Here is a 24,355-nt window from a genome sequence, read left to right on the forward strand (position 1 = left end):
ATGAACAGGATTACCCATTACTTCAAGAGCCTGCTGCTGCTCGAACTGCTGGCGGGCCTCTGGCTGACGCTGAAGTACAGCTTCAAGCCGAAGTACACGATGATGTACCCGATGGAGAAGTTCCCGCAGTCGCCGCGCTTCCGTGGCCTGCATGCGCTGCGCCGTTATCCCAACGGCGAAGAGCGCTGCATCGCCTGCAAGCTGTGCGAAGCGGTGTGCCCGGCGCTGGCCATCACCATCGACTCGGCCAAGCGCGAGGACGGCACCCGCCGCACCACGCGTTATGACATCGACCTGTTCAAGTGCATCTTCTGTGGCTTCTGTGAGGAAAGCTGCCCGGTGGACTCGATCGTCGAAACCCACATCCTCGAGTACCACTTCGAGAATCGTGGCGAAAACATCGTTACCAAGCCGCAGCTGCTGGCCCTGGGCGACCGTCTCGAAAACGAGATCGCCGAGCGTCGCGCCGCCGATGCCGCTTACCGCTGAGGTCGAGAGATGGATTGGGTAAATATCGCTTTCTGGGTGTTCGCCATCGCGGCAACGGTTTCGGCCGGTGCGGTGATCAGCGTGCGCAACCCGGTTCACGCCGTGCTCTGCCTGGTGCTGACCTTCTTCTCCATCGCCTGCGTGTGGCTGCTGGTGGGCGCCGAGTTCCTCGGTGTGGCGCTGGTGCTGGTCTACGTCGGTGCGGTGATGGTGCTGTTCCTGTTCGTGGTGATGATGCTGGACATCGACCCCACCAAGCTGCGTGAGGGCTGGGTGCGCTACCTGCCGGTCGGCCTGATTGTCGCGGTCGCGATGCTGGCGCAGATGCTGATCCTGATCGGGGTCAAGGCGCGTTCGGTCACGCCGTTCCCGGCCGACAACGCCGCTGCGGTCGCCGCCGACAGCTCCAACATCACCTGGCTGGCACGCACGCTGTTCACCGAGTACCTGCTGCCGTTCGAGTTCGCCGCCGTCATCCTGACCGTGGCCGTGGTTGCCGCCGTGATGCTGACCCTGCGTCGCCGTACCGGCGTGAAGAGCCAGAACCCGGGCCAGCAGACCATGGTCAAGGCCGGCCAGCGCCTGCGCATGGTCAAGATGGGTGCCGAAGCACCGGTCGTGCACAGCAACAGCAAGCCGGTCGCCGGCGAGGAGACCCAGCCGTGATCACCCTTGGCCATATCCTCGCGCTGGGCGCGGTGCTGTTCGCCATCAGCCTGGCCGGTATCTTCCTCAACCGGAAGAACGTCATCGTCCTGCTGATGTCGATCGAGCTGATGCTGCTGTCGGTGAACATCAATTTCGTCGGCTTCTCGCGTCAGCTGGGCGATCCGTCCGGCCAGCTGTTCGTGTTCTTCATCCTGACCGTCGCCGCCGCGGAAGCCGCCATCGGCCTGGCGATCCTGGTGACCCTGTTCCGTACACGCCGCACGATCAATGTCGGCGAAGTCGATTCGTTGAAGGGCTGATCCACAGATGGAAATCACTCTCTCCAAGAGTCTGTTGATCGCAGTGGTGCTCGCACCGCTGTTCGGCAGCATCATCGCCGGCCTGTTCGGTCGCCAGGTCAAGCGCTTCGGCGCGCAGACCATCACCATCCTCGGCGTCGCGGTGGCCTGCGGCCTGTCGATGTATACGCTCTACCAGCTGCTGTGGGGCGGGGCGCAGCCGTTCAACCAGAACATCTACACGTTCTTCGAAGTCGGCCAGTACTCGGCCCACGTCGGTTTCATGGTCGACAAGCTGACCGCGATGATGATGGTGGTGGTGACCTTCGTGTCGCTGCTGGTCCACATCTACACGATCGGCTACATGCAGGACGATCCGGGCTACCAGCGGTTCTTCAGCTACATCTCGCTGTTCACCTTCTCGATGCTCACCCTGGTGATGAGCAACAACTTCCTGCAGCTGTTCTTCGGCTGGGAAGCGGTGGGCCTGGTGTCGTACCTGCTGATCGGCTTCTGGTTCAAGCGCCCGACCGCGATCTTCGCCAACATGAAGGCGTTCCTGGTCAACCGCGTCGGTGACTTCGGCTTCCTGCTGGGCATCGCCGGCGTGCTGTGGGTGTTCGGCACCCTGGACTACTCGCAGGTGTTCTCGCAGGCCGGCATGCTGGCCGACCCGCGCGCCCAGCTGCAGATCTGGGACGGCACGCTGCTGGGCATGCAGCTGCTGAACGAGCCGGTGATCTGGTCGATCGCCACCGTCATCTGCATCTGCCTGTTCATCGGTGCCATGGGCAAGTCGGCCCAGGTCCCGCTGCACGTGTGGCTGCCGGACTCGATGGAAGGCCCGACCCCGATCTCGGCACTGATCCACGCCGCGACGATGGTGACCGCCGGTATCTTCATGGTCACCCGCATGTCGCCGCTGTTCGAGCTGTCGCAGACCGCGCTGAACTTCGTGCTGTTCATCGGTGCCACCACCGCGTTCTTCACTGGCCTGATCGGCATCGTGCAGAACGACATCAAGCGCGTGGTCGCGTACTCGACCCTGTCGCAGCTGGGCTACATGACGGTTGCACTGGGCGTGTCGGCCTATTCGGCTGCCGTGTTCCACCTGATGACCCACGCCTTCTTCAAGGCCCTGCTGTTCCTGGGCGCCGGCTCGGTCATCATCGCGATGCACCACGAGCAGGACATGCGCAAGATGGGCGGCCTGCGCAAGTACATGCCGATCACCTTCATCACCATGTGGATCGGTACCCTGGCGCTGGTCGGCACGCCGTTCTTCTCCGGCTTCTACTCGAAGGACACCATCATCGAGGCGGCCGAGCTGCACGCGCACCTGTCCAACAGCTGGGTGGCCACCTATGGCTACTGGGCGGTGCTGGGTGGCGTGATCGTCACCAGCTTCTACAGCTTCCGCCTGCTGTTCCTGACCTTCCACGGCAAGGAGCGTTTCCGCGACGCGCATGACGATCACGGCCACGGCCATGACGATCACCACGCCGCCGACGCCCACCACGGCGATGCACACCATGGTGATGGCCACGACGACCACGGCCATGGCCACGGTCCGCACGAGCCGCACGAAACCCCGTGGGTGGTGACCCTGCCGCTGATCCTGCTGGCCATCCCGTCGATCGCCATCGGTTTCTTCAGCATCGGCCCGATGCTGTACGGCACCGACTGGGCCGGCAACCACGCGCACGATGCCATCAAGGGCCAGGCGCACACGTTCTTCACCGGCATCGTCGACTTCTACGATCCGGCCAAGAACACCATCGGCTTCCTGGGTGAGGAGTTCCATGGCCCGGTCGCCTTCGCGCTGCATGGCATGATGGCTCCGGCGTTCATGCTGACCGTTGCGGGCTTCCTGCTGGCCGCACTGTTCTACCTGTGGAAGCCGGACCTGTCGGGCAAGGCCCGCAAGACCTTTGCTCCGCTGGTGTCGGTGCTTGAAAACAAGTACGGCTTCGACAAGCTGTGGATCGATGGCTTTGCCGGTGGCAGCGTCAAGCTGGGCAAGGTCTCGCGCTGGATCGACAGCAACATCGTCGACGGCGTGGTCAATCTCTCGGCACGTGTTGTGGACGTCGCAGCCGGCGTGCTGCGTCGTACCCAATCCGGTTTCCTCTATCACTACGCCTTCGCGATGATCATCGGCCTGATTGCCCTGCTGGGCGTGCTGATGCATTACCTGCGTTGATGACCTGTACGGAATAAGAAGACGTGTCGAACTGGCCTCTACTCAGTGTCCTCATCTGGCTGCCGATCATCGGTGGTGCCCTGATCCTTGCGATCCGTGATGCGCAGACCGCCCGCTGGGCGTCGCTGGGCGTAGCGGTGCTGACCTTCGTGGCGAGCCTCTCGCTGCTGAGCGGCTACAACGCAGGCGTCGATGGTCTGCAGTTCGTCGAGACCCATGCCTGGATCCCGGCGTACAAGATCGGCTACAACCTGGGCGTGGACGGCATTGCCGTGGCGCTGATCCTGCTGACCACCCTGGTCAGCGTGCTTGCCCTGATCGGCGCCTGGAGCGCCATCGACAAGCGCGTGAACCAGTACGTGGCGGCCTTCCTGATCCTGGAAGGTGTCACCGTCGGCATCTTCGCCGCGACGGACGCGATGCTGTTCTACGTGTTCTTCGAGGCGATGCTGATCCCGATGTTCCTGATCATCGGTGTCTGGGGCGGTCCGCGCCGCATCTACGCCGCGCTGAAGTTCTTCCTGTACACCTTCCTCGGCTCGGTGCTGATGCTGGTGGCGCTGATCTACCTGTACATGAAGGGCGGCAGCTTCCAGCTGGCCGACCTGTACGCGCTGCCGCTGTCGGCCAAGGAGCAGACCTGGATCTTCTTCGCCTTCCTGATCGCCTTCGCGGTCAAGGTGCCGATGTTCCCGGTCCACACCTGGCTGCCGGACGCCCACGTGGAAGCGCCCACCGCCGGTTCGGTGATCCTGGCCGCGATCGCCCTGAAGATCGGTGGCTACGGCTTCCTGCGCTTCAACCTGCCGATCGTCCCGGACGCGTCGCAGGAATGGGCCTGGCTGGTGATCGCGCTGTCGCTGATCGCGGTGATCTACGTCGGCTTGGTCGCCCTGGTGCAGGACGACATGAAGAAGCTGATCGCCTATTCGTCGATCGCGCACATGGGCTTTGTCACCCTGGGCACCTTCATCGCCCTGTGGCTGGTGCGCGAAGCCGGCAACGCCGATGCCGCCCGCCTGGGCCTGCAGGGCGCCATGGTGCAGATGATCTCGCACGGCTTCGTGTCCGGCGCGATGTTCTCCTGCGTCGGCGTGCTGTACGACCGCATGCACAGCCGCCGCATCGCCGATTACGGCGGCGTGGTCAACGTGATGCCGTGGTTCGCCACCTTCGCGATGCTGTTCTTCATGGCCAACGCGGGCCTGCCGGGTACCAGCGGTTTCGTTGGCGAGTTCATGGTCATCCTCTCGGCCTTCCAGCGTAATCCGTGGATCGCCCTGGGCGCGGCCACCACCTTGATCATCGGCGCCGCCTACACCCTGTGGCTGTACAAGCGCATCTTCTTCGGTGAAGTGGCCAACAGCCATGTTGCCGAACTGAAGGACATCAACGGCCGCGAATGGCTGGTGCTGGGCGTGTTCGCCATCGGCGTGCTGGCCCTGGGCATCTACCCCAAGCCGCTGACCGACCTGATGGAGCCCTCGATCGCGAAGCTGGCGATGCAGATCGCATCCAGCAAGCTGCTGTAATTCCAGGATTTGATGATGACCACCTCGCCGCTGCTGCCATTGACCGCCGCTGACCTGCCACCGCTCGCTCCCGAGCTGGTGCTGATCGGCAGCGCCTTCGCCCTGATGATCCTCGACCTGTTCGTCAGCAACCGGAACAAGATCGTCACCCACCTGTTCTCGCTCGCTGCGCTGGCCGTGGTGCTGTTCATGCTGGCCACCGGCGTGGGCGGGCAGGGGGAGGTCTTCCATGGCATGTTCGTGCGCGATACCGCCGCGGACGTGATGAAGACCGGAATCGTGCTGCTCAGCGGCCTGACCCTGGTCTACGGCTGGCGCTACCTGCGTGATCGCGACCTGTTCCAGGGCGAGATCCCGGTGCTGATCCTGTTCGGCACCGCCGGCATGATGATCCTGGTCTCGGCCGGCAGCCTGCTGATGGTCTACCTGGGCCTGGAACTGCTGGCGCTGTGCTCCTACGCCCTGGTCGCCAGCAACCGCGAAAGCGGCCTGGCCTCGGAAGCGGCGATGAAGTACATCGTGCTGGGTTCGCTGGCCTCGGGCCTGCTGCTCTACGGCATGTCTCTGATCTACGGCGCCACCGGCAGCCTGCACCTGGATGTGATCCGCGAGGCCATCCCGCACTCGGAAGAGCGCGTGCTGCTGATCACCGGTGCGGTGTTCATGATCGCCGGCGTCGCCTTCAAGCTGGGTGCCGCGCCGTTCCACATGTGGCTGCCGGACGTGTACCAAGGTGCCCCGGCACCGATCGCACTGTTCATCAGCTCGGCGCCGAAGCTGGCCGCGTTCGGCATGGCCTACCGCCTGCTGGAAATGGGCGTGGGCCCGCTGTCGACCGAACTGCAGCTGCTGATTGCCGGCCTGGCCGCGGTATCGCTGGTCATCGGCAACCTGATGGCCATCGCGCAGAGCAACCTCAAGCGCATGCTGGCGTTCTCCACCGTCTCGCACATCGGCTTCCTGCTGATGGGCATCGCCGGTGGCGGTTCGCAGGGCTACGCCGCCGCGCTGTTCTACGCACTGGCTTACGCGATCATGTCCACCGCCGCCTTCGGCGCGATCATCGCGCTGTCGCGTGCCGGCTTTGAAGCCGAGAACATCGAGGACTTCAAGGGCCTGAACGCCCGCAACCCGTGGATGGCCGGCCTGGTGCTGTGCATCATGGCGTCGCTGGCCGGCATCCCGCCGTTCCTGGGCTTCTGGACCAAGCTGGCGGTGCTGGGCGCGGCCGTCAACGGCGGCCTGCTGTGGCTGGCCATCCTCGGCGTGCTGTGCGCCGTGGTCGGCTGCTTCTACTACCTGCGCGTCATCAAGGTCATGTACTTCGATGAGCCGGTGGGCGAGGCCATGCCGCGCAGCAACGACCGCGTGCTGGGCGTGGTGCTGGGCGTGAATGCCCTGGCGCTGCTCGCGCTGGGCCTGGCCTGGAACCCGATCATGGTCTGGTGCCAGCAGGCATTTGCGCATCTTGCATGAAAGTTGACACAAAGCTGCGCGATTCGTGTAATATGCGCAGCCTGAGTTGTCACTGCAGCGGTTCAGCCAGAACATCGTTGCGGTAGCCCTTCTCGAAAGAGCAGGGCAACAGTTCAAACACTTCCGGTGCGGGGTGGAGCAGTCTGGCAGCTCGTCGGGCTCATAACCCGAAGGTCGCAGGTTCAAATCCTGCCCCCGCTACCAACGTCGGATCGGCGCCAACCGGTTCGATGAATGAGGGAAAGCTTGCATTTTTCGCAGCAATGCCTCATGATTCCGCTTCTGATGCGGGGTGGAGCAGTCTGGCAGCTCGTCGGGCTCATAACCCGAAGGTCGCAGGTTCAAATCCTGCCCCCGCTACCAAGTAAAGAGATCGCCTTCGAAGTCCTGCTTCGAGGGCGTTTTTCTTTGGGGTCTGCGTTGTTTCTGCGTGATCGGGGTCAGATCCCTTATCCACGGGAAAAGGGATCTGACCCGGGTCCGCACCTTGCACCAGCGCGGTGCAGTCGCTATCATCAGCGGCCTAGCAGTACCCCTGAAGGCGGCCTCCCAGCGGGAGTCCGGACCCGGAAGGAGGGCCGCAGCCGGCAGGCAATGCAGGTTGCAACCGGAATCCAGTCACCGGAGTCTTTCCGGAAAAGGGGCCCAACGGGCCCTTTGTCGTTTCCGGGGCGTCACGTTTCCACGCCGGCCAAGGCCGGCACCCAACCATAGAGATCAAGGCAGGCTGTGAGCGACAAGGCAACCGACATCGCGAATCTGCTCGCCCCGACCGTTGTGTCGCTGGGCCTGGAGCTGCTGGGCGTTGAGTATCTGCCGGCCCCCGGCGGTGCGACCCTGCGCCTTTACATCGACGTGCCGCTGGCTGAACAGCCCGAGCGCATCATCAATGTCGACGACTGCGAGCGGGTCAGCCGCGAAGTGTCGGCGCAGCTGGACGTCGAGGACCCGATCAGCGGCAATTACACGCTGGAAGTGTCCTCGCCGGGCGTCGACCGTCCGCTGTTCAGCCTGGAGCAGTTCGGCCGTCACCTCGGCGAATCGGCCAAGGTCACGCTGAAGCTGCCGCAGGACAACCGTCGTCGCCTGCAGGGTCGTATCGAGGCGACCGACGAGGCGGCGGGGACCATCACTTTCATCGTCGACAAGGCCGAAGTGGTCGTGTCGGCCGACAACATCGACAAGGCACGGATCATGCCCGACTGGGTGGCGCTGGGGCTGGCCCCGAGCAAGCCGACCGGTCCGGCGCCGAAGCGTCCGAAGCCGAACACGAATTCTTCTTCCAACGAGCCGGCGGCAAAGAAGCCGCGCGCGGAGTGAGCCAATGAGCAAGGAACTGTTGCTGGTAGTCGACGCAGTCGCCAACGAGAAGGGCGTGCCGCGTGAAGTGATCTTCGATGCCATCGAGGCCGCCCTGGCCTCGGCAGCGAAGAAGCGCTATCCCGACGAGGAAGTGCTGACCCGCGTGGTCATCGACCACAAGGACGGCAGCTACGAAACCTTCCGCCGCTGGGAAGTGGTGGCCGATGACGTGGTCATGGAATCGCCGGACCGCCAGATCCGCCTGATGGATGCCGTCGATGAAGCCGAAGGCGTCGAGGTCGGCGACTACATCGAAGAGCAGATCGAGAACCCGGATTTCGGCCGCATCGCTGCCCAGGCCGCCAAGCAGGTCATCGTCCAGCGCGTGCGCGAAGCCGAGCGCCAGCAGGTCGTGGATGCGTGGAAGGATCGCGTGGGTGAGCTGATCACCGGCGTGGTCAAGCGCGCCGAGCGCGGCAACATCTATGTCGACCTCGGTGGCAACGCCGAAGGCTTCATCCCGAAGGACAAGGGCATCCCGCGCGACGTGCTGCGCGCCGGTGACCGCGTGCGCGGCTACCTGGCCGAAGTGCGCTCGGAGCCGCGTGGCCCGCAGCTGTTCATCAGCCGTGCCGCCCCGGAATTCATGATCGAGCTGTTCAAGCTGGAAGTGCCGGAAGTCGGCCAGGGCCTGGTGGAAATCAAGGCCTGTGCACGTGACCCGGGCGACCGCGCCAAGATCGCCGTGCTGGCCCACGACCAGCGCACCGATCCGATCGGCGCCTGCATCGGCATGCGCGGTTCGCGCGTGCAGGCCGTGTCCAACGAGCTCAATGGCGAGCGCGTGGACATCGTGCTGTGGAACGACAACCCGGCCAACTTCGTCATCAACGCGATGGCGCCGGCCGAAGTGCAGTCGATCATCGTCGATGAAGACAAGCACTCGATGGACCTGGCCGTTGCCGAAGACCGCCTGGCCCAGGCGATCGGCAAGGGCGGCCAGAACGTGCGCCTGGCCAGCCGCCTGACCGGCTGGCAGCTCAACGTGATGACCCAGGACCAGGTCACCGCCAAGTCGGAAGCCGAGCAGGCTGCGGCCCGCCAGCTGTTCATGGACAAGCTGGAAGTGGACGAGGAAATCGCCGGCATCCTGGTCAGCGAAGGCTTCGGCACCGTCGAGGAAATCGCATATGTCCCGGTCGGCGAACTGCTGGCCGTGGAAGGTTTCGACGAGGACATCGTCGAAGAGCTGCGCGCTCGTGCCCGCGATGCGCTGCTCAATGAGGCCCTGGCAGTCGAGGAAGGCCTTGAAGACGGCCAGCCGGCGCAGGACCTGCTGTCCCTGAAGGGCATGGACGAAGCCACCGCGTACGCGCTGGCCGGCCACGGCGTGCGTACCAGCGAGGATCTGTCCGACCTGGCCGCCGACGAGGTCATGGACTTCGGCATCGAAGGACTGGATCAGGCGCGCGCCGCTGCGCTGATCCTGGCCGCCCGTGCCGAGGAGATCGCCCGACTGGAACGCGGCGAATGAGCCGGCAATGAACAGGGCCCTGAGCCGCTCAGGGCGTAGAATCCGCGCCACCTCCACATGCGGGGGGGCGCCCACAAGATCATAGGATCCGAATGTCGCAGCAAACCACCATCCGCAAGCTTGCCGAACTGGTCAACACGCCGGTCGAAAAACTGCTGGAACAGCTGGCCGGTGCCGGCATGAAGTTCAGCGGTCCCGACCAGGTCGTGACCAGCTCCGAGAAGGTGAAGCTCCTGGGCTTCCTTCGTCGTTCGCACGGCAAGCCCGAGCAGGCCCCGGAAGAGACCGATCAGTCTGCGAAGAAGATCACGCTCAACCGCCGGAAGCAGCAGGAAGTGACGGTCAATTCCGGTCGCAGCAAGACGACCGTGAATGTCGAGGTGCGCCAGAAGCGTACCTACGTCAAGGATGGTGCTCGCGCCATGACCCCGGACGAAGAGCGCGCCGACATCCTGCGCAAGCTGGAAGAGTCGCGTGCCCGCAACCTTGCCGAACAGCAGGCCCTGGCCGAGAAGGATCGTCTGCGCGACGAAGCCATCGTCCGTGCCCGTGAGGAAGAGGCCGCCGCCAAGGAACGCGCCGAGGCCGAGAAGAAGGCTGCCGAGGAAGCTGCGGCTGCCGCCAAGGCGGCCGAGACGCTGGCTGCCAGCAAGCCCAAGCGTGCTCCGATCGACGAAACCGCGCCGCGCCCGCCGCGCACCCCGGCCGCAGCCCCGGCTGCGCCGCGTGGTGCACCGCCGCCGCCGCGCAACGACGACCGCAACAACCGCAGCGCGCCGCGCAACGAGCGTGGCCCGGGTGACCGTTTCGCCGGCCAGATGCACCTGTCGGCCGCCGACCGTGCGCGTCGTGGCAACAGCAACAACAGCAACACCCGGGGTCGTCCGGGCGGGCGCAACCAGGCCGGTGGCCGTCGCGACATGTCGCGCGGTGGCAACAATGCCGGCCCGCACGCCTTCGAGCGTCCGACTGCACCGGTGGTGCGTGAAGTGGCGATCGGCGACACCATCACCGTGGCCGACCTGGCGCAGAAGCTGGCGCTGAAGGGCGGCGAGGTGGTCAAGGCGCTGTTCAAGATGGGCGTGATGGCGACCATCACCCAGTCCATCGACCACGACACCGCCGCGCTGGTGACCGAAGAACTCGGCCACAAGGCGATCCGCGCCAACGACAACGACGCCGAAGACGCACTGCTGGCCTCGACCGGTGAAAACCAGGGCGAAGCCACCCAGCGTCCGCCGGTGGTCACCATCATGGGCCACGTCGACCACGGCAAGACCTCGCTGCTGGATTACATCCGCCGCACCAAGGTCGCCACCGGCGAAGCGGGTGGCATCACCCAGCACATCGGCGCTTACCACGTCGATACGCCGAAGGGCGTGATCAGCTTCCTGGACACCCCGGGCCACGCCGCCTTCACCTCGATGCGTGCGCGCGGCGCCAAGCTGACCGACATCGTGGTGCTGGTCGTGGCCGCCGATGACGGCGTCATGCCGCAGACCAAGGAAGCGATCCAGCACGCCCGTTCGGCGGGTGTGCCGCTGATCGTGGCGATCAACAAGATCGACAAGTCCGACGCGGATCCGATGCGGGTCAAGAACGAACTGCTGTCCGAGCAGGTCGTGGCCGAAGACTTCGGTGGTGACACCCAGATGGTGGAGATCTCGGCCAAGACCGGCCTGGGCATCGACGACCTGCTGGACGCCATCTCGATCCAGGCCGAACTGCTGGAACTGAAGGCGGTCGATGAAGGCCGCGCCTCGGGCGTGGTGATCGAATCGTCGCTGGACAAGGGCCGCGGCCCGGTCGCGACGGTGCTGGTGCAGCAGGGCCGCCTGAAGAAGGGCGACTACCTGGTGTGCGGCATCCAGTACGGCCGCGTGCGTGCGCTGTTCGACGAAACCGGCAAGCAGCCGGAGTTCGCCGGCCCGTCCATCCCGGTGCAGGTCCTGGGCCTGTCCGGCGTGCCGGAAGCTGGTGACGACTTCGTGGTCGTCGAGGACGAGCGCCTGGCCAAGGACGTTGCCCAGCAGCGCGAGACCAAGCGCCGTGAATCGCGCCTGGTGGCCACCGCTGGCAGCCGCATGGAAGACATCATGGCGACCCTGGGCAAGGGCGAGGGCCAGCAGGTCCTCAACCTGGTCATCAAGGCCGACGTGCAGGGTTCGGTGCAGGCGCTGAGCCAGGCACTGGTCGCGCTGTCCAACGAAGACATCCGCATCAACGTGATCCACTCCGGCGTGGGTGGCATCACCGAGTCGGACGCCAACTCGGCCGCCGCTTCGAAGGCCACCGTCATCGGCTTCAACGTGCGTGCGGACGCTTCGGCCCGTCGCATCATCGAATCCAATGGTGTCGACCTGCGTTACTTCTCGATCATCTATGACGTGATCGACCAGGTGAAGCAGGTGGCCTCCGGTCTGCTGGGCGTGGAGATCCGCGAAGAGATCATCGGTATCGCCGAGGTCCGCGACGTCTTCCGCAGCTCGAAGCTGGGTGCCGTCGCCGGCTGCATGGTCATCGAGGGTGTGGTCAAGCGCAACAAGCCGATCCGCGTCCTGCGCGACAGCGTGGTGATCTTCGAGGGCGAGCTGGAATCGCTGCGTCGCTTCAAGGAGAACGTCGAGGAAGTCCGCAACGGTACCGAATGCGGTATCGCGGTGAAGGCCTACAACGACGTCAAGCCGGGTGACCAGATCGAGTGCTTCGAACGTATCGAAGTGCCGCGCACCCTGTAATGCTGCAAGGTGGCCCGGCCAACGGTCGGGCCCCACCATGTACCTGTAGCGCCCGACCGTTGGTCGGGCGACAATCGAATCAAAGGTAGTGCCCGACCGTTGGTCGGGCGACAACTGAACCAAGAGCTCCTCGTGCCCAAGACTTTCCATCGAACCGACCGTGTCTCCGCCCAGCTGCGCCGTGAACTCGGCACCCTGGTGCACAACGCCGTGCGCGAGCACGGGTTGCCCTCGGTGAGCGTGTCCGACGTGGAAATCACCCGCGACATGGCCCATGCCAAGGTGTTCGTCACCGCGCTGATGCCGGAACGTTCGGCTGAAGCCGTGGCCGGCCTGAAGGAACTGGGCTACCGCCTGCGCATGGACCTGGCCCGCGCGATGAAGCTGCGCCACGTGCCGGAGCTGCATTTCCACTACGACGACTCGGTCGACCGTGGTGAGCACATCGACAACATCCTGCGCGACCTGCCCGACACGCTGGCCGCCGAGAAGCGTCGCGAGAGCGACGAAGAATAACCGCGCGACGCCGGGCATGCCCGGCGTTGCTGCATTCCGGCTGCGCGATGTCTGATGCAGGCCGCGCTGCGGCAGCCGAGCATGGCCCGTCCCAACACTTTCCTGTCATGACCCGAATTCAGTTCCGTCGCCTGGATGGCATCCTGCTGCTCGACAAGTCGACCGGCATGAGCTCCAACGCCGCCCTGCAGGTGGCGCGCCGCCTGTTCCGCGCCGAGAAGGGCGGCCATACCGGCAGCCTCGACCCGCTGGCCACCGGCCTGCTGCCGCTGTGTTTCGGCGAGGCGACCAAGATCGCCGGCCTGCTGCTGGGTTCGGCCAAGGCCTACGACGCCGAGATCGTGCTCGGCCAGACCACCGATACCGACGATGCCGAAGGCCAGGTACTGCTGCAGCGCCCGGTGCCGGCGATCAGTGCCCAGGCCCTGCAGGCTGCGCTGGCGCCGCTGACCGGCACCATCCGCCAGCGTGCCCCGATCTATTCGGCGCTGAAGCAGGGCGGGGAACCGCTGTATGTGAAGGCCCGCCGCGGTGACGTCATCGAAGCGCCCGAACGCGAGGTGCAGGTACACGCCATCGAGGTGCTGGAGCAGCAGCCGGAACGGCTGCGGCTGCGCGTGACCTGTGGTTCCGGCACCTATATCCGCAGCCTGGCCCGCGACCTCGGCGAACGCCTGGGCTGTGGCGCCCACATCAGCGCGCTGCGCCGGCTCTGGGTCGAGCCGTTCCGCGAGCCTGCCATGGTCACCCTGGACCAGCTGCGGGCGATGGTCGAGGCCGGTGACGAGGCTGGCATGGACGCGTTGCTGCTGCCGCTGGCGGCCGGGCTGGCTGAATACCCGAGGGTCGACCTGGACGCCGACCAGGCCCACCGGTTCTGCGTGGGCCAGCGCCAGCGCGACCTGTCCTGGCCGCGCGGCCTGGTGGCCGTGTTCGGTCCGGACGATGCTGTCCAGGGCCTGGGCCAGGTCGACGAGAGTGGCCTGCTGGCCCCGCAGCGCCGTTTCAACCTCTGACCGGGGCCTGCCGGTTCAGCCCCGGTCCTTGTCCCGGACGCCCCCGGCCGTTACAATTTCGCGGCCGTTTTCCGGCAACCTGCCTCGCGCAGGTTTCATCCTCGTAGTCCACGGCGAGCCTGGCGGTGCGCGAAGCGCGTTCCTGCCGGCCACGCATCACAGAGAAAAAAGAAATGTCGATCGACACCCAGAAGGTCATTGAAGACAACAAGCGCAGCGCGGCTGACACCGGCTCCCCGGAAGTCCAGGTTGCACTGCTGACCGCCCGCATCGAACTGCTGACCGGCCACTTCAAGACCCACAAGAAGGACCACCACAGCCGCCGCGGCCTGCTGCAGATGGTCAACCGCCGTCGCAGCCTGCTCGACTACCTGAAGAAGAAGGACGTCGAGCGCTACAAGGCCCTGATCGAGAAGCTTGGCCTGCGTCGCTAAGCAACGAATCCCCCGCGGCGCAGCGATGCGCCGCGGTTTTGTTTTGTAGTACCGCAATCCCCGATTCAGGCCGGAACGATCCGGCCACCCGCTGGCGGCAAGGGTCGCCGACGGTCCAAATTCGCAGACAGCATCCCCAAGGACACCCTCCGTGGCAAAAATCACCAAAACCTTCCAGTACGGCAAGCACACCGTCACGCTTGAGACCGGCGAAGTCGCCCGTCAGGCCAGCGGCGCCGTCATCGTCAAGATGGACGACACCGTACTGCTGGTCACCGCCGTCGCCGCCAAGAGCGCGCGCGAAGGCCAGGACTTCTTCCCGCTGACCGTCGATTATCAGGAAAAGTTCTACGCCGGCGGCCGTATCCCGGGTGGTTTCTTCAAGCGCGAAGGCCGTGCGACCGAGAAGGAAACCCTGATCTCGCGTCTGATCGACCGTCCGATCCGCCCGCTGTTCCCGGAAGACTACAAGAACGAAGTGCAGATCATCGCCACGGTGATGTCGCTGAACCCGGACGTGGACGGTGACATCCCGGCCCTGATCGGTGCTTCGGCTGCCCTGGCCCTGGCTGGCACCCCGTTCATGGGTCCGATCGGCGCGGCCAAGGTCGGTTACAAGAACGGCGAGTACATCCTGAACCCGACCGTCAGCGAACTGGCTGACTCGCAGCTGGAGCTGGTCGTCGCCGGTACCTCCAACGCCGTGCTGATGGTTGAATCCGAAGCCGCGCTGCTGTCCGAAGAAGTGATGCTGGGCGCCGTGACCTTCGGTCACCGCGAAATGCAGAAGGTCATCAACGCGATCAACGAGCTGACCGTCGAAGCCGGCACCAAGCCGTCGACCTGGGAAGCCCCGGCCAAGAACGAAGCGCTGATCTCCGCCCTGAAGGAAGCCATCGGCCCGCGCCTGGGCGAAGCCTTCCAGGTGCGTGACAAGCTGCAGCGCCGCGACGCCATCTCGGCGATCAAGAAGGACGTGTTCGAAGCCCTGGCTGGTCGCGTGGCCGCTGAAGGCTGGAACCCGGCCGAGCTGTCGAAGGAATTCGGCGAACTGGAATACCGCACCATGCGTGACTCGGTGCTGGACACCAAGGTCCGTATCGACGGCCGTGCGCTGGACACCGTCCGCCCGATCACCGTGAAGACCGGCGTGCTGCCGCGTACCCACGGTTCCTCGCTGTTCACCCGTGGCGAAACCCAGGCCATCGTGACCATCACCCTGGGCACCGCCCGTGACGGCCAGGTCATTGACGCCGTTGCCGGTGAGTACAAGGAAAACTTCCTGTTCCACTACAACTTCCCTCCGTTCTCGGTGGGTGAGTGCGGCCGCATGATGGGCCCGAAGCGCCGCGAAATCGGCCACGGTCGCCTGGCCAAGCGCGGCGTGCTGGCTGTCATGCCGTCGCTGGAATCCTTCCCGTACACCATCCGCGTCGTCTCGGAAATCACCGAGTCGAACGGTTCCTCGTCGATGGCATCGGTCTGCGGCTCGTCGCTGGCCCTGATGGACGCCGGCGTGCCGGTGAAGGCGCCGGTGGCCGGTATCGCCATGGGCCTGGTCAAGGAAGGCGAGCGCTTCGTCGTCCTGTCCGACATCCTGGGTGACGAAGATCACCTGGGCGACATGGACTTCAAGGTGGCCGGTACCGCTGAGGGCATTTCCGCCCTGCAGATGGACATCAAGATCGAAGGCATCACCGAAGAGATCATGAAGCAGGCTCTGCAGCAGGCCAAGGCTGGTCGTCTGCACATCCTGGGCGAAATGGCCCACGGCCTGACCGCTCCGCGTGAAGAGCTGTCGGACTACGCGCCGCGCCTGCTGACCATCAAGATCCACCCGGACAAGATCCGCGAAGTGATCGGCAAGGGTGGCTCGACCATCCAGGCCATCACCAAGGAAACCGGCACCCAGATCGACATCCAGGATGACGGCACCATCGTCATCGCTTCGGTCAATGCCATCGCTGCCCAGGCCGCCAAGGCCCGCATCGAGCAGATCACCTCGGACGTCGAGCCGGGCCGCATCTACGAAGGCAAGGTCGCCAAGATCATGGACTTCGGTGCGTTCGTCACGATCCTGCCGGGCAAGGACGGTCTGGTCCACGTGTCGCAGATCTCCAGCGATCGCGTCGAGAAGGTCGGCGACGTTCTGAAGGAAGGCGATGTGGTCAAGGTCAAGGTGCTGGAAGTCGACAAGCAGGGCCGTATCCGCCTGTCGATGAAGGCCGTGGAAGAAGGCGACGCCGTCAGCGCCGAGTAATCGGTACTGCTGATTGTGCGGTGGGTGAGGACCGTCGGTCCTCACGCTTCCGCAAATGAAAAAGCGGGCTTCGGCCCGCTTTTTCTTTGCCTTGATGTCATGCAGTGCCGCTCATCCAGGTCGCTGCATGTCCTGCTGCAGTGCGTGAGCGCCGCCACGTGGCCATCGTTCTGTCACGGTTGCGCGGATCACGCCTGTCCACGGGACGACATGCCGCGACAACCGTCCCACAGCCACATCGGTTTGCTAACGTGGCGGCGCCTTCGAACCGGGAGATCCCATGTTCCGCCAGACCGTGGCCGTCCTTGCCGTGCTGATTGCCGGTGCCGTGCCCATCGCTGCGCGCGCCGCGCCGCCGCCGCCGCCGATCTTCGGTGCCTACTACCCCGGCGGCTCGGCCGAGCGCTATCCGGTGTCGAGCATTCCCGCCGAGCGCCTGACCCATCTGTTCTATGCGTTCTCCACCATCGAGGACGGCCGCTGCGCGGTCGGCGCGGAAGCGCCGAAGAACTTCGCCGCGCTGGCCGAGCTCAAGAAGGCGCATCCGCACCTGCGCACGCTGATTTCGATCGGTGGCTGGGGTGCGGGTGGGTTCTCCGATGCAGCGTTGACCGAGGCCAGCCGCAAGCGCCTGGTGGACTCATGCATGGCACTGTTCTTCGATCACCATGCCGGCAGCTTCGATGGCGTGGATATCGACTGGGAGTTCCCGGTCAGTGGCGGGCCGAAGGAGCTGGCGCATCGCCCGCAGGATCGCGCCAACCTGACCAGGCTCGCGCAGGCGTTCCGCGTGGCACTCGATGCGCATGGGCGCAAGGTGGGGCAGCCAATGCTGCTGACCGCCGCGCTGGCCGCCGGTCGCCTGCAGACCGATGGCCCCTATGATCCGGCGGCGAGCTACGACCTGCCGGCGCTGGCCAAGGTGTTCGATTTCATCAACCTGATGAGCTATGACATGGGCACCGGCTTCTCATCGGTGTCGACCTTCAATGCGCCCCTGCATGAAGTGCCGGCCGATCCGCTGGCGCCGGAGCTGCGGCGCTGGAACAACGTGGCCGGCGCGGTGCAGTACTACCGCGAGCACGGTGTGCCGGCCGACAAGCTGGTGCTGGGCGTGCCGTTCTATGGGCGCGGCTTCAAGGTCACCGGCGATGCGCCGGATGGCCTGTATCAGCCCTACAGCGCACCGGCCGACGCCGGCGACTGGCGGGTGATCAAGGCGCGCTATCTCGACCAGCCGGGTTGGGTGAAGCACTGGCAGCCGCAGGCGCAGAGCCCGTGGCTGTACAACGCCGTGCAGAAGATCTTCATCAGCTATGAAGACCCGCGCTCGATCGGCCTGCGTGCCCGGTTCGCCCGCGAGCAGGGCCTGGCCGGGGTGTTCATGTGGGAGCTGACCGGCGACGACGAGCAGGCCAGCCTGCTCAACGCGATGCTCGGCCCGTGGCAGAAGGCGCGCATCGGCGATTGAGTCACTGGTGGCGCCGGGCCATGCCCGGCGCCAGGCGGCAACGCCATCGGCCCGACACCGCACATTGCGACGACGCCGGCGGCGCTACGCTTTGGGCATGATCCATCTCGAACGCCTGGACCACCTGGTCCTCACCGTCGCCGACATCGAACGCAGCTGTGACTTCTACCAGCGCGTGCTCGGCATGCAGGTCGTGCGCTTCGGCGCTGGCCGTACCGCGCTGCAGTTCGGCCAGCAGAAGATCAACCTGCATCCGGCCAGCGCGCCACTGCAGCCGCATGCGCTGCGACCCACGCCGGGCAGTGCCGATCTGTGCCTGGTCACGCATACGGCAATGGTCGATGTGCTGGCGCACCTGCAGGCGCAGGCCATCGCGGTGGAGGAGGGGCCGGCCACACGTACCGGTGCGCTGGGACCGATCGAATCGGTGTACTTCCGCGACCCGGATGGCAACCTGATCGAAGTGAGTCGTTACCCGGGCGAAGAACACCTGCAGCGGTAGCGCCGGGCCATGCCCGGTGAAGGCTTAGTTGGCCCAGACGCTGTTGGGGTCGCCGTTGCGGGCGCGGCGCTGGCTGGCGACGGCCAGGCGAGCGAAGCCGAAGGCCATGGCCAGCGCGATGGCATCGACCCAGAACAGCGGCCAATGGCCACGCGCGGCGGCGCGCCACAGCCAGTCACCATTGAGTGCGCCGTGCAGGACCGGCACCAGTGCAGTGCTGAGCGCTGCGGCCCACAGCAGCTCGCGCGCCGCCTGCGCGGGGCGGCGCAGTGCAGCCCACAGCGCACAGGCTGCCCAGCTGCCGAAGCAGGCCCAGCGGATGCCATGGTCGACCGCCGACGGTGCCAACCGCTCCAGCACCAGCGCGGTGATGAAAGCGACCGAGATCGCCACGCACAGGCCGATGCACACGCCAACCGTGGCCCGTGCCATGTTCACCCCGGCACGCGGCTGTTGCGGCTGGCGACGCTTGCGCCGCGACTCGATCCACAACAGGTTGCCGGAGTAGAACAGGAACGCACCGCCGAGGCCGAGCAGGAAGTACAGCCAGACCACCACGCCATTGCCGAACTCACCGAAGTGCAGGGCATAGGCGGCGCTGAGCGTGGCGTGGTTGGCATCGCGCTGGCCCGGCAGCTGGGAGGCCAGGACGTTGCCAGTGGCCACGTCCAGGGCCACCGAACCGAGCGGCCCGAGTGTGCCGGTGGATTCGCCCGTGATCTCGATCGTGGCGCTGGCATCGCCGGCGTTGGCCAGCTTCAGGTAGGCCGGCTCGAAGTTGGCCACGCCCTGTGCGCGTGCTACTTCAAGCGCGCGCGCATGCAGCAGGCGCAGGCTGCCCGGCGGTGCCGGGATGCCACTGGCGTCGCGCACCGGCGCGGTGTCCATTGCAGTCGGTACCGCCTGCAGGGCCTTGCCGTCGTAGATCAGTGGATTGAGCAGGGCCATCTGCACGAACACCAGGCAGAGCAGGGCGCCAGTGACCGCGAACATCAGGTGGAAGGGCAGGCTGAGCACGCCGATCACGTTGTGCGCGTCCTGCCACAGCTGCTTCAGGTTGCGGCCCGGACGCAGCGCGAACAGGTCGCCGAACAGCTTCGGCAGGTGGATCACCAGGCCGCTCAGCAGCGCCATGCCATACAGCAGGCTGACGATGCCCATCACGTAGATGCCGGCCACCGGTAGTCCGAGGCTGTAATGCAGTTCGTTGACCAGTTCGGCCAGCCCGGTCTGTGGCGGCGTCGGGCTGCCGGCGATCTGGCCCGGCCAGGCATAGCGCCAGCTGCCGTCGTCGGCCTGCCAGTAGGCCAGGGGTTGCGGATGTTCGGCGCCGGGGAACGTCATGCCGACGTGGCGGCGGGCTTCCGGGTGTGCCGCCAGCACGTCTTCCAGCAGGTACTGCGCATCGTCCAGGCCCGCCGGCAACGCGGTGGCTGCACCGGGCGTCTGCCACAGCGGCAGGTCGTGGTGGAACAGGGTCAGCGCACCCGCGTAGAAGGCCACGAACAGGCCGAAGCCGGCAACCAGGCCGACCCAGGTGTGCAGGGTGGTGAACGTACGCAGGGTCTGCGAGCTGAACTTCATGGGGGGAGTCTCATTGCACCGCGCCGGTCAGGCGCAGCAGCGTCAGCACGGCGAAGCCGGCCGTAGCGCTGCCGGCCAGTGTCACCCAGGCGCGCAGCGCGCTGCGGAAGCTGAACGCCCACAGGGCAGCCAGCATCCACAGCGGGATGAACGTGACCAGGCTGGGCACCAGCGCGTTCTGCCAGGGGCCCGGCGGCAACCACGTCACCAGCCCGGTCGCGGCGGCGGCCAGCAAGAAGCCGGCCACGATGCCGGCGAAGGCGCGCGGCCACATCAGGGCGACTCCGTGCCCGGGCGATGCCAGGCGGCCAGTGCCGGCAGCAGCATCGCGGCCAGCATCCAGGTGCACAGCATCGCCACCAGGCCAGCGGCAAAGCCGAGTTCGGCCATCCACAGCCACAATGCGGCAGCCGCGGCGACCAGGCCGATCTGGCGGCCGAGGCGGCCGGCGCGGCGCAGGCGGGGCCAGCGGCAGTGCGGCGAGGCGGCATAGAAGGCCAGTGCCGAGAACATCGCTGCCAGCATGCCCAGGCTGCAGAAGCCCAGCGTGGAAAGGCCGACGGTGATCATTGCGGGCGGCCGCCATGGCAGCGGGCCAGCGAACGCGGGGCACGGGCGGGGCCGGCGGGAGCCGGTCGGAGCGGGTGGCGCATCACGAGGTCCTGGGGGGAAGCGGGCAGGCTGGCACGGGGCGGGCTGCGCGGACATGGTAATCATTGCGTTTTCACGCCGCCAGCGAGGGCCATTCAGCGGACCGTACGGTAGGCCTTGGGCTTTCCGGTGTGCTGGTTTAAGATCGTCGCAGAACCCTGACTGGAACAAGGTGGCCCGCGCCCAGCGCCGGCCGAGCGTGCGACATGAGCACTACCACCGCCCACTGTTGACTTGCCCCCGAAGGCCCTGTGTTCCAGGCGCCCTCGCGGCGCTTTTTTATTGCCCGGGCAATGGCCCGGGAACGCTTTCCAGCCCGCCCAGCGGGCCCCGCACGAAGCCAATGCGATGATCAACATTACCCTTCCCGACGGCAGCCGCCGCGAGTTCGAAAACCCCGTCAGCGTCATGGACGTCGCCCAGTCGATCGGTGCCGGCCTGGCCAAGGCCACCATCGCCGGCTCGGTCGACGGCGTGCTGGTCGATGCCAGTGACGTCATCGACCACGATGCCAGCCTGCGCATCATCACCGCCAAGGACGAGGAGGGCGTGGAGATCATCCGCCACTCCTGCGCCCATCTGGTCGGCCACGCCGTCAAGCAGCTGTACCCGGACGTGAAGATGGTGATCGGCCCGGTGATCGCCGAGGGCTTCTACTACGACATCTATTCCGAGCGCCCGTTCACCCCGGACGACATGGCCGCGATCGAGAAGCGCATGGGTGAGCTGATCGCCCAGGATTACGACGTCATCAAGAAGATGACGCCGCGCGCCGAAGTGATCGAGATCTTCAAGGCCCGTGGCGAGGACTACAAGCTGCGCCTGATCGAGGACATGTCCGACGACATCCAGGCGATGGGCATGTACTACCACCAGGAATACGTGGACATGTGCCGCGGCCCGCACGTGCCGAACACGCGCTTCCTGAAGGCCTTCAAGCTGACCCGCATCTCCGGCGCCTACTGGCGCGGCGATGCGCAGAACGAACAGCTGCAGCGCATCTACGGCACCGCCTGGGCCGACAAGAAGCAGCTCGAGGCGTACATCAAGCGCATCGAGGAAGCCGAGATGCGCGACCACCGCCGCATCGGCAAGCAGCAGGACCTGTTCCACCTGCAGGAAGAGGCGCCGGGCCTGGTGTTCTGGCACCCGAAGGGCTGGGCGTTGTGGCAGGTGGTCGAGCAGTACATGCGCAAGGTCTACCGCAGCAGCGGCTACGGCGAAGTGCGCTGCCCGCAGATCCTGGACGTGAGCCTGTGGAAGAAGTCCGGCCACTGGGACAACTACCAGGACAACATGTTCTTCACCGAGTCGGAGAAGCGCACCTACGCGGTCAAGCCGATGAACTGCCCGGGCCATATCCAGGTGTTCAACCAGGGCCTGCACAGCTACCGCGACCTGCCGATCCGCTACGGTGAGTTCGGTTCCTGCCACCGCAACGAGCCGTCCGGCGCGCTGCACGGCATCCTGCGCGTGCGTGGTTTCACCCAGGACGACGGCCATGTGTTCTGCACCGAGAGCCAGATCGAATCGGAAGTGACCGCGTTCCACCAGCAGGCGCTGGCGGTCTACCAGCACTTCGGCTTCGACGAGATCCAGATCAAGATCGCGCTGCGTCCGGAATCGCGCCTGGGCGACGACGCCACCTGGGACAAGGCCGAGGGCGCACTGCGTTCGGCGCTGTCCGCCTGTGGCGTGGAATGGCAGGAGCTGCCGGGCGAGGGCGCCTTCTACGGCCCGAAGATCGAGTACCACCTGAAGGATGCCATCGGCCGTACCTGGCAGCTGGGCACCATGCAGGTCGACTTCATGATGCCGGGCCGCCTGGGCGCCGAGTACGTGGACGAGAACAGCCAGAAGAAGCATCCGGTCATGCTGCACCGCGCCATCGTCGGCTCGATGGAGCGCTTCCTGGGCATCCTGATCGAGCACCACGCCGGCCAGTTCCCGGCCTGGCTGGCGCCGACCCAGGTGGTGGTGGCCAACATCACCGACGCCCAGGCCGACTACGTCTCGGGCGTGACCAAAACCCTTGCGGAGCAAGGCTTCCGCGTCAGCTCGGATTTGCGTAACGAGAAGATCGGCTATAAAATCCGCGAGCATACGTTGCAGCGCGTGCCCTACCTGCTGGTCATTGGTGACCGCGAGAAGGAAAATGGGGCTGTGGCGGTGCGTACGCGTTCTGGCGAAGACCTGGGCAGCATGAGCCTGCAGGCCTTCATCGAGCGGCTCCAGGCCGAGGGCGCGTAAGCAAAGGTCCGGTCCGGGGGCACAGGCACCCGGACCGGTTCGATACCCTTGGGAGAACGTAATATCAGCACCCCTGACAACAAACAGAACCGCAAGAATCAGGAAATCCGTGTGCCGCGCGTCCGCGTGATCGGCAGTGACGGAGAAATGATCGGCGTGTTGTCGCGCGACGAAGCGCTGTCCATGGCCGAAGATGAAGGCCTGGACCTGGTCGAAATCCAGCCGCAGGCCGATCCGCCGGTCTGCAAGATCATGGACTTCGGCAAGTTCAAGTTCGAAGCGCAGAAGAAGGCCAGCGAGGCCAAGAAGAAGACCAAGCAGGTCGAGATCAAGGAAGTGAAGTTCCGTCCGGTCACGGACGAGGGCGACTACCAGATCAAGCTGCGCAAGATGCGCGGGTTCCTTGAAGAAGGCGACAAGATCAAGGTCAACATCCGTTTCCGTGGCCGTGAAATGAGCCACCAGGAACTGGGTCGCGAAATGGCCAACCGGATCGAGACCGATCTGGGCGAGGACATCGTCATTGAATCCCGTCCGCGCCTGGAAGGGCGTCAGATGGTCATGATGATCGCGCCGAAGAAGAAGACCTGAGGCCTGACGGGCCGCCTCCGGGGCGCCTGGCTGAATGGTTCAGGGTAAGGGGACGCCACTGGCGTCCCTTTGCTTTTGCAGGATGCCGGTGAAATGCCGGCGCAAGGGGTGCTGGGGCTGGTGGCAAGGCGGTTTTGCCTGTATCATGCCCGGCTCGACCCACCCAGGACGGGTCGTACGCCGATCATGGCAGGACGGAAAGAGCGGCCCAGGCCGCCGCCAGATCAGTCAGAAACCAGGGTCAAATCCCATCAAGGACATTGCAATGCCCAAGATCAAGACCAACCGGGCAGCGGCCAAGCGTTTCCGCAAGACCGCCTCGGGCAAGTACAAGTGCGGCCACGCCAACCGTAGCCACATCCTCACGAAGAAAGCGACCAAGCGTAAGCGTAATCTGCGTCAGACGGGCCATGTCCGTGCAGAAGACGCAGGCCGTCTGGACCGCATGCTCCCTTACCTCTGAGGAACTGAAAAATGGCACGAGTTAAGCGTGGCGTACAGGCGCGTCGCCGCCACAAGAAGATTCTGGATCTCGCCAAGGGCTATTACAACGCCCGCCGCAAGGTCTTCCGCGTCGCCAAGCAGGCGGTCATCAAGGCACAGCAGTACGCCTACATCGGCCGTAAGCAGAAGAAGCGCAACTTCCGTTCGCTGTGGATCACCCGTATCAATGCGGCTTCCCGTATCAACGGCCTGAGCTACAGCCGCTTCATGAACGGTCTGCTGAAGGCCGGCATCACCCTGGACCGCAAGGTCCTGGCTGACATCGCCGTGCACGACGCAGCCGGTTTTGCTGCGCTGGCCGAAAAGGCCAAGGGCGCGCTGGCGGCATAAGTCCTTCCCGATGCCGTAACCGTTC

Annotated in this window: 22 protein-coding genes and 2 tRNA genes; 21 read left to right on the plus strand and 3 right to left on the minus strand. The window is 65.3% G+C overall.

Annotated elements, in window-relative coordinates; translation table 11 throughout:
• The 17 genes from nuoI to AC5P53_RS06075 all read left to right on the plus strand — a co-directional run bounded on the left by nuoI (window position 1) and on the right by AC5P53_RS06075 (window position 18,420).
• Entirely contained in the window at window positions 1-489 is a 489-nt protein-coding gene (gene nuoI, locus AC5P53_RS05995) for an NADH-quinone oxidoreductase subunit NuoI (protein WP_005410456.1), read from the plus strand.
• Between the two features lie 9 nt (window positions 490-498).
• Complete coding sequence (locus AC5P53_RS06000) at window positions 499-1,155, plus strand: NADH-quinone oxidoreductase subunit J (protein ID WP_014647864.1); 657 nt, start codon at window positions 499-501, stop codon at window positions 1,153-1,155.
• The gene (nuoK, locus tag AC5P53_RS06005) at window positions 1,152-1,457 is read left to right on the plus strand and encodes an NADH-quinone oxidoreductase subunit NuoK (RefSeq protein WP_005417921.1); all 306 of its coding nucleotides are present in this window, start codon (window positions 1,152-1,154) and stop codon (window positions 1,455-1,457) included. Before AC5P53_RS06000 ends, nuoK begins: the two co-directional genes overlap by 4 nt.
• Before the next feature lie 7 nt (window positions 1,458-1,464).
• Window positions 1,465-3,639 (plus strand): NADH-quinone oxidoreductase subunit L, encoded by a 2,175-nt coding sequence (gene nuoL, locus AC5P53_RS06010; RefSeq protein ID WP_046431809.1) that lies wholly within the window; start codon window positions 1,465-1,467, stop codon window positions 3,637-3,639.
• Between the two features lie 23 nt (window positions 3,640-3,662).
• Window positions 3,663-5,171, plus strand: coding sequence for an NADH-quinone oxidoreductase subunit M (locus AC5P53_RS06015; protein ID WP_019660580.1), 1,509 nt, complete (start codon window positions 3,663-3,665; stop codon window positions 5,169-5,171).
• 15 nt (window positions 5,172-5,186) lie between these two features.
• Window positions 5,187-6,647 carry an NADH-quinone oxidoreductase subunit NuoN gene (gene nuoN / locus AC5P53_RS06020; RefSeq protein WP_032957446.1) on the plus strand — a complete coding sequence of 487 codons (1,461 nt, stop codon included), beginning with the start codon at window positions 5,187-5,189 and terminating at the stop codon, window positions 6,645-6,647.
• A 127-nt stretch (window positions 6,648-6,774) separates the two neighbouring features.
• Window positions 6,775-6,851 (plus strand) — tRNA-Met (locus AC5P53_RS06025).
• Window positions 6,852-6,933: 82 nt separating this feature from the next.
• Window positions 6,934-7,010 (plus strand) — tRNA-Met (locus tag AC5P53_RS06030).
• A gap of 366 nt (window positions 7,011-7,376) precedes the next feature.
• Entirely contained in the window at window positions 7,377-7,967 is a 591-nt protein-coding gene (gene rimP, locus AC5P53_RS06035) for a ribosome maturation factor RimP (RefSeq protein WP_014647860.1), read from the plus strand.
• A gap of 4 nt (window positions 7,968-7,971) precedes the next feature.
• The gene (gene nusA, locus AC5P53_RS06040) at window positions 7,972-9,483 is read left to right on the plus strand and encodes a transcription termination factor NusA (protein WP_014647859.1); all 1,512 of its coding nucleotides are present in this window, start codon (window positions 7,972-7,974) and stop codon (window positions 9,481-9,483) included.
• A 92-nt stretch (window positions 9,484-9,575) separates the two neighbouring features.
• Window positions 9,576-12,221 (plus strand): translation initiation factor IF-2, encoded by a 2,646-nt coding sequence (infB, locus tag AC5P53_RS06045; protein WP_014647858.1) that lies wholly within the window; start codon window positions 9,576-9,578, stop codon window positions 12,219-12,221.
• Between the two features lie 132 nt (window positions 12,222-12,353).
• Complete coding sequence (rbfA, locus tag AC5P53_RS06050) at window positions 12,354-12,737, plus strand: 30S ribosome-binding factor RbfA (protein WP_005410447.1); 384 nt, start codon at window positions 12,354-12,356, stop codon at window positions 12,735-12,737.
• A 107-nt stretch (window positions 12,738-12,844) separates the two neighbouring features.
• On the plus strand, window positions 12,845-13,753 hold the full coding sequence (gene truB, locus AC5P53_RS06055) for a tRNA pseudouridine(55) synthase TruB (RefSeq protein ID WP_014647857.1): 909 nt from the start codon (window positions 12,845-12,847) through the stop codon (window positions 13,751-13,753).
• 173 nt (window positions 13,754-13,926) lie between these two features.
• Window positions 13,927-14,187 carry a 30S ribosomal protein S15 gene (rpsO, locus tag AC5P53_RS06060; protein ID WP_005417886.1) on the plus strand — a complete coding sequence of 87 codons (261 nt, stop codon included), beginning with the start codon at window positions 13,927-13,929 and terminating at the stop codon, window positions 14,185-14,187.
• Between the two features lie 151 nt (window positions 14,188-14,338).
• Complete coding sequence (gene pnp / locus AC5P53_RS06065; RefSeq protein WP_046431803.1) at window positions 14,339-16,447, plus strand: polyribonucleotide nucleotidyltransferase; 2,109 nt, start codon at window positions 14,339-14,341, stop codon at window positions 16,445-16,447.
• Window positions 16,448-16,727: 280 nt separating this feature from the next.
• Window positions 16,728-17,918 carry a glycoside hydrolase family 18 protein gene (locus AC5P53_RS06070; protein WP_241887691.1) on the plus strand — a complete coding sequence of 397 codons (1,191 nt, stop codon included), beginning with the start codon at window positions 16,728-16,730 and terminating at the stop codon, window positions 17,916-17,918.
• A gap of 97 nt (window positions 17,919-18,015) precedes the next feature.
• Window positions 18,016-18,420: a VOC family protein gene (locus AC5P53_RS06075; protein ID WP_241887692.1), complete on the plus strand. Its 405-nt coding sequence runs from the start codon at window positions 18,016-18,018 to the stop codon at window positions 18,418-18,420.
• Window positions 18,421-18,444: 24 nt separating this feature from the next.
• Here AC5P53_RS06075 and AC5P53_RS06080 read toward each other — a convergent pair whose 3' ends face one another.
• The 3 genes from AC5P53_RS06080 to AC5P53_RS06090 are packed head-to-tail and all read right to left on the minus strand — an operon-like array spanning window position 18,445 to window position 20,574.
• A complete protein-coding gene (locus AC5P53_RS06080; RefSeq protein ID WP_069116130.1) occupies window positions 18,445-20,004 on the minus strand; it encodes a PepSY-associated TM helix domain-containing protein in 1,560 nt (519 codons plus the stop codon).
• Window positions 20,005-20,014: 10 nt separating this feature from the next.
• A complete protein-coding gene (locus AC5P53_RS06085; protein WP_241887693.1) occupies window positions 20,015-20,278 on the minus strand; it encodes a hypothetical protein in 264 nt (87 codons plus the stop codon).
• Window positions 20,278-20,574 carry a hypothetical protein gene (locus AC5P53_RS06090; RefSeq protein WP_005410439.1) on the minus strand — a complete coding sequence of 99 codons (297 nt, stop codon included), beginning with the start codon at window positions 20,572-20,574 and terminating at the stop codon, window positions 20,278-20,280. The genes AC5P53_RS06085 and AC5P53_RS06090 overlap by 1 nt, the downstream gene beginning before the upstream one ends.
• A gap of 429 nt (window positions 20,575-21,003) precedes the next feature.
• On the opposite strand from AC5P53_RS06090, the gene thrS reads away from it, so the two are divergent.
• The 4 genes from thrS (at window position 21,004) to rplT (ending at window position 24,330) form a co-directional block, all read left to right on the plus strand.
• A complete protein-coding gene (gene thrS / locus AC5P53_RS06095; RefSeq protein WP_032957627.1) occupies window positions 21,004-22,905 on the plus strand; it encodes a threonine--tRNA ligase in 1,902 nt (633 codons plus the stop codon).
• Window positions 22,906-22,953: 48 nt separating this feature from the next.
• Window positions 22,954-23,496 (plus strand): translation initiation factor IF-3, encoded by a 543-nt coding sequence (gene infC, locus AC5P53_RS06100; protein ID WP_079222586.1) that lies wholly within the window; start codon window positions 22,954-22,956, stop codon window positions 23,494-23,496.
• A 265-nt stretch (window positions 23,497-23,761) separates the two neighbouring features.
• The gene (gene rpmI / locus AC5P53_RS06105) at window positions 23,762-23,959 is read left to right on the plus strand and encodes a 50S ribosomal protein L35 (RefSeq protein ID WP_005410436.1); all 198 of its coding nucleotides are present in this window, start codon (window positions 23,762-23,764) and stop codon (window positions 23,957-23,959) included.
• An 11-nt stretch (window positions 23,960-23,970) separates the two neighbouring features.
• Window positions 23,971-24,330 (plus strand): 50S ribosomal protein L20, encoded by a 360-nt coding sequence (gene rplT / locus AC5P53_RS06110; RefSeq protein ID WP_241887694.1) that lies wholly within the window; start codon window positions 23,971-23,973, stop codon window positions 24,328-24,330.
• The last annotated feature ends 25 nt before the right edge of the window (window positions 24,331-24,355 follow it).

The organism is Stenotrophomonas sp. YJH_SMC_82, assembly GCF_059368875.1.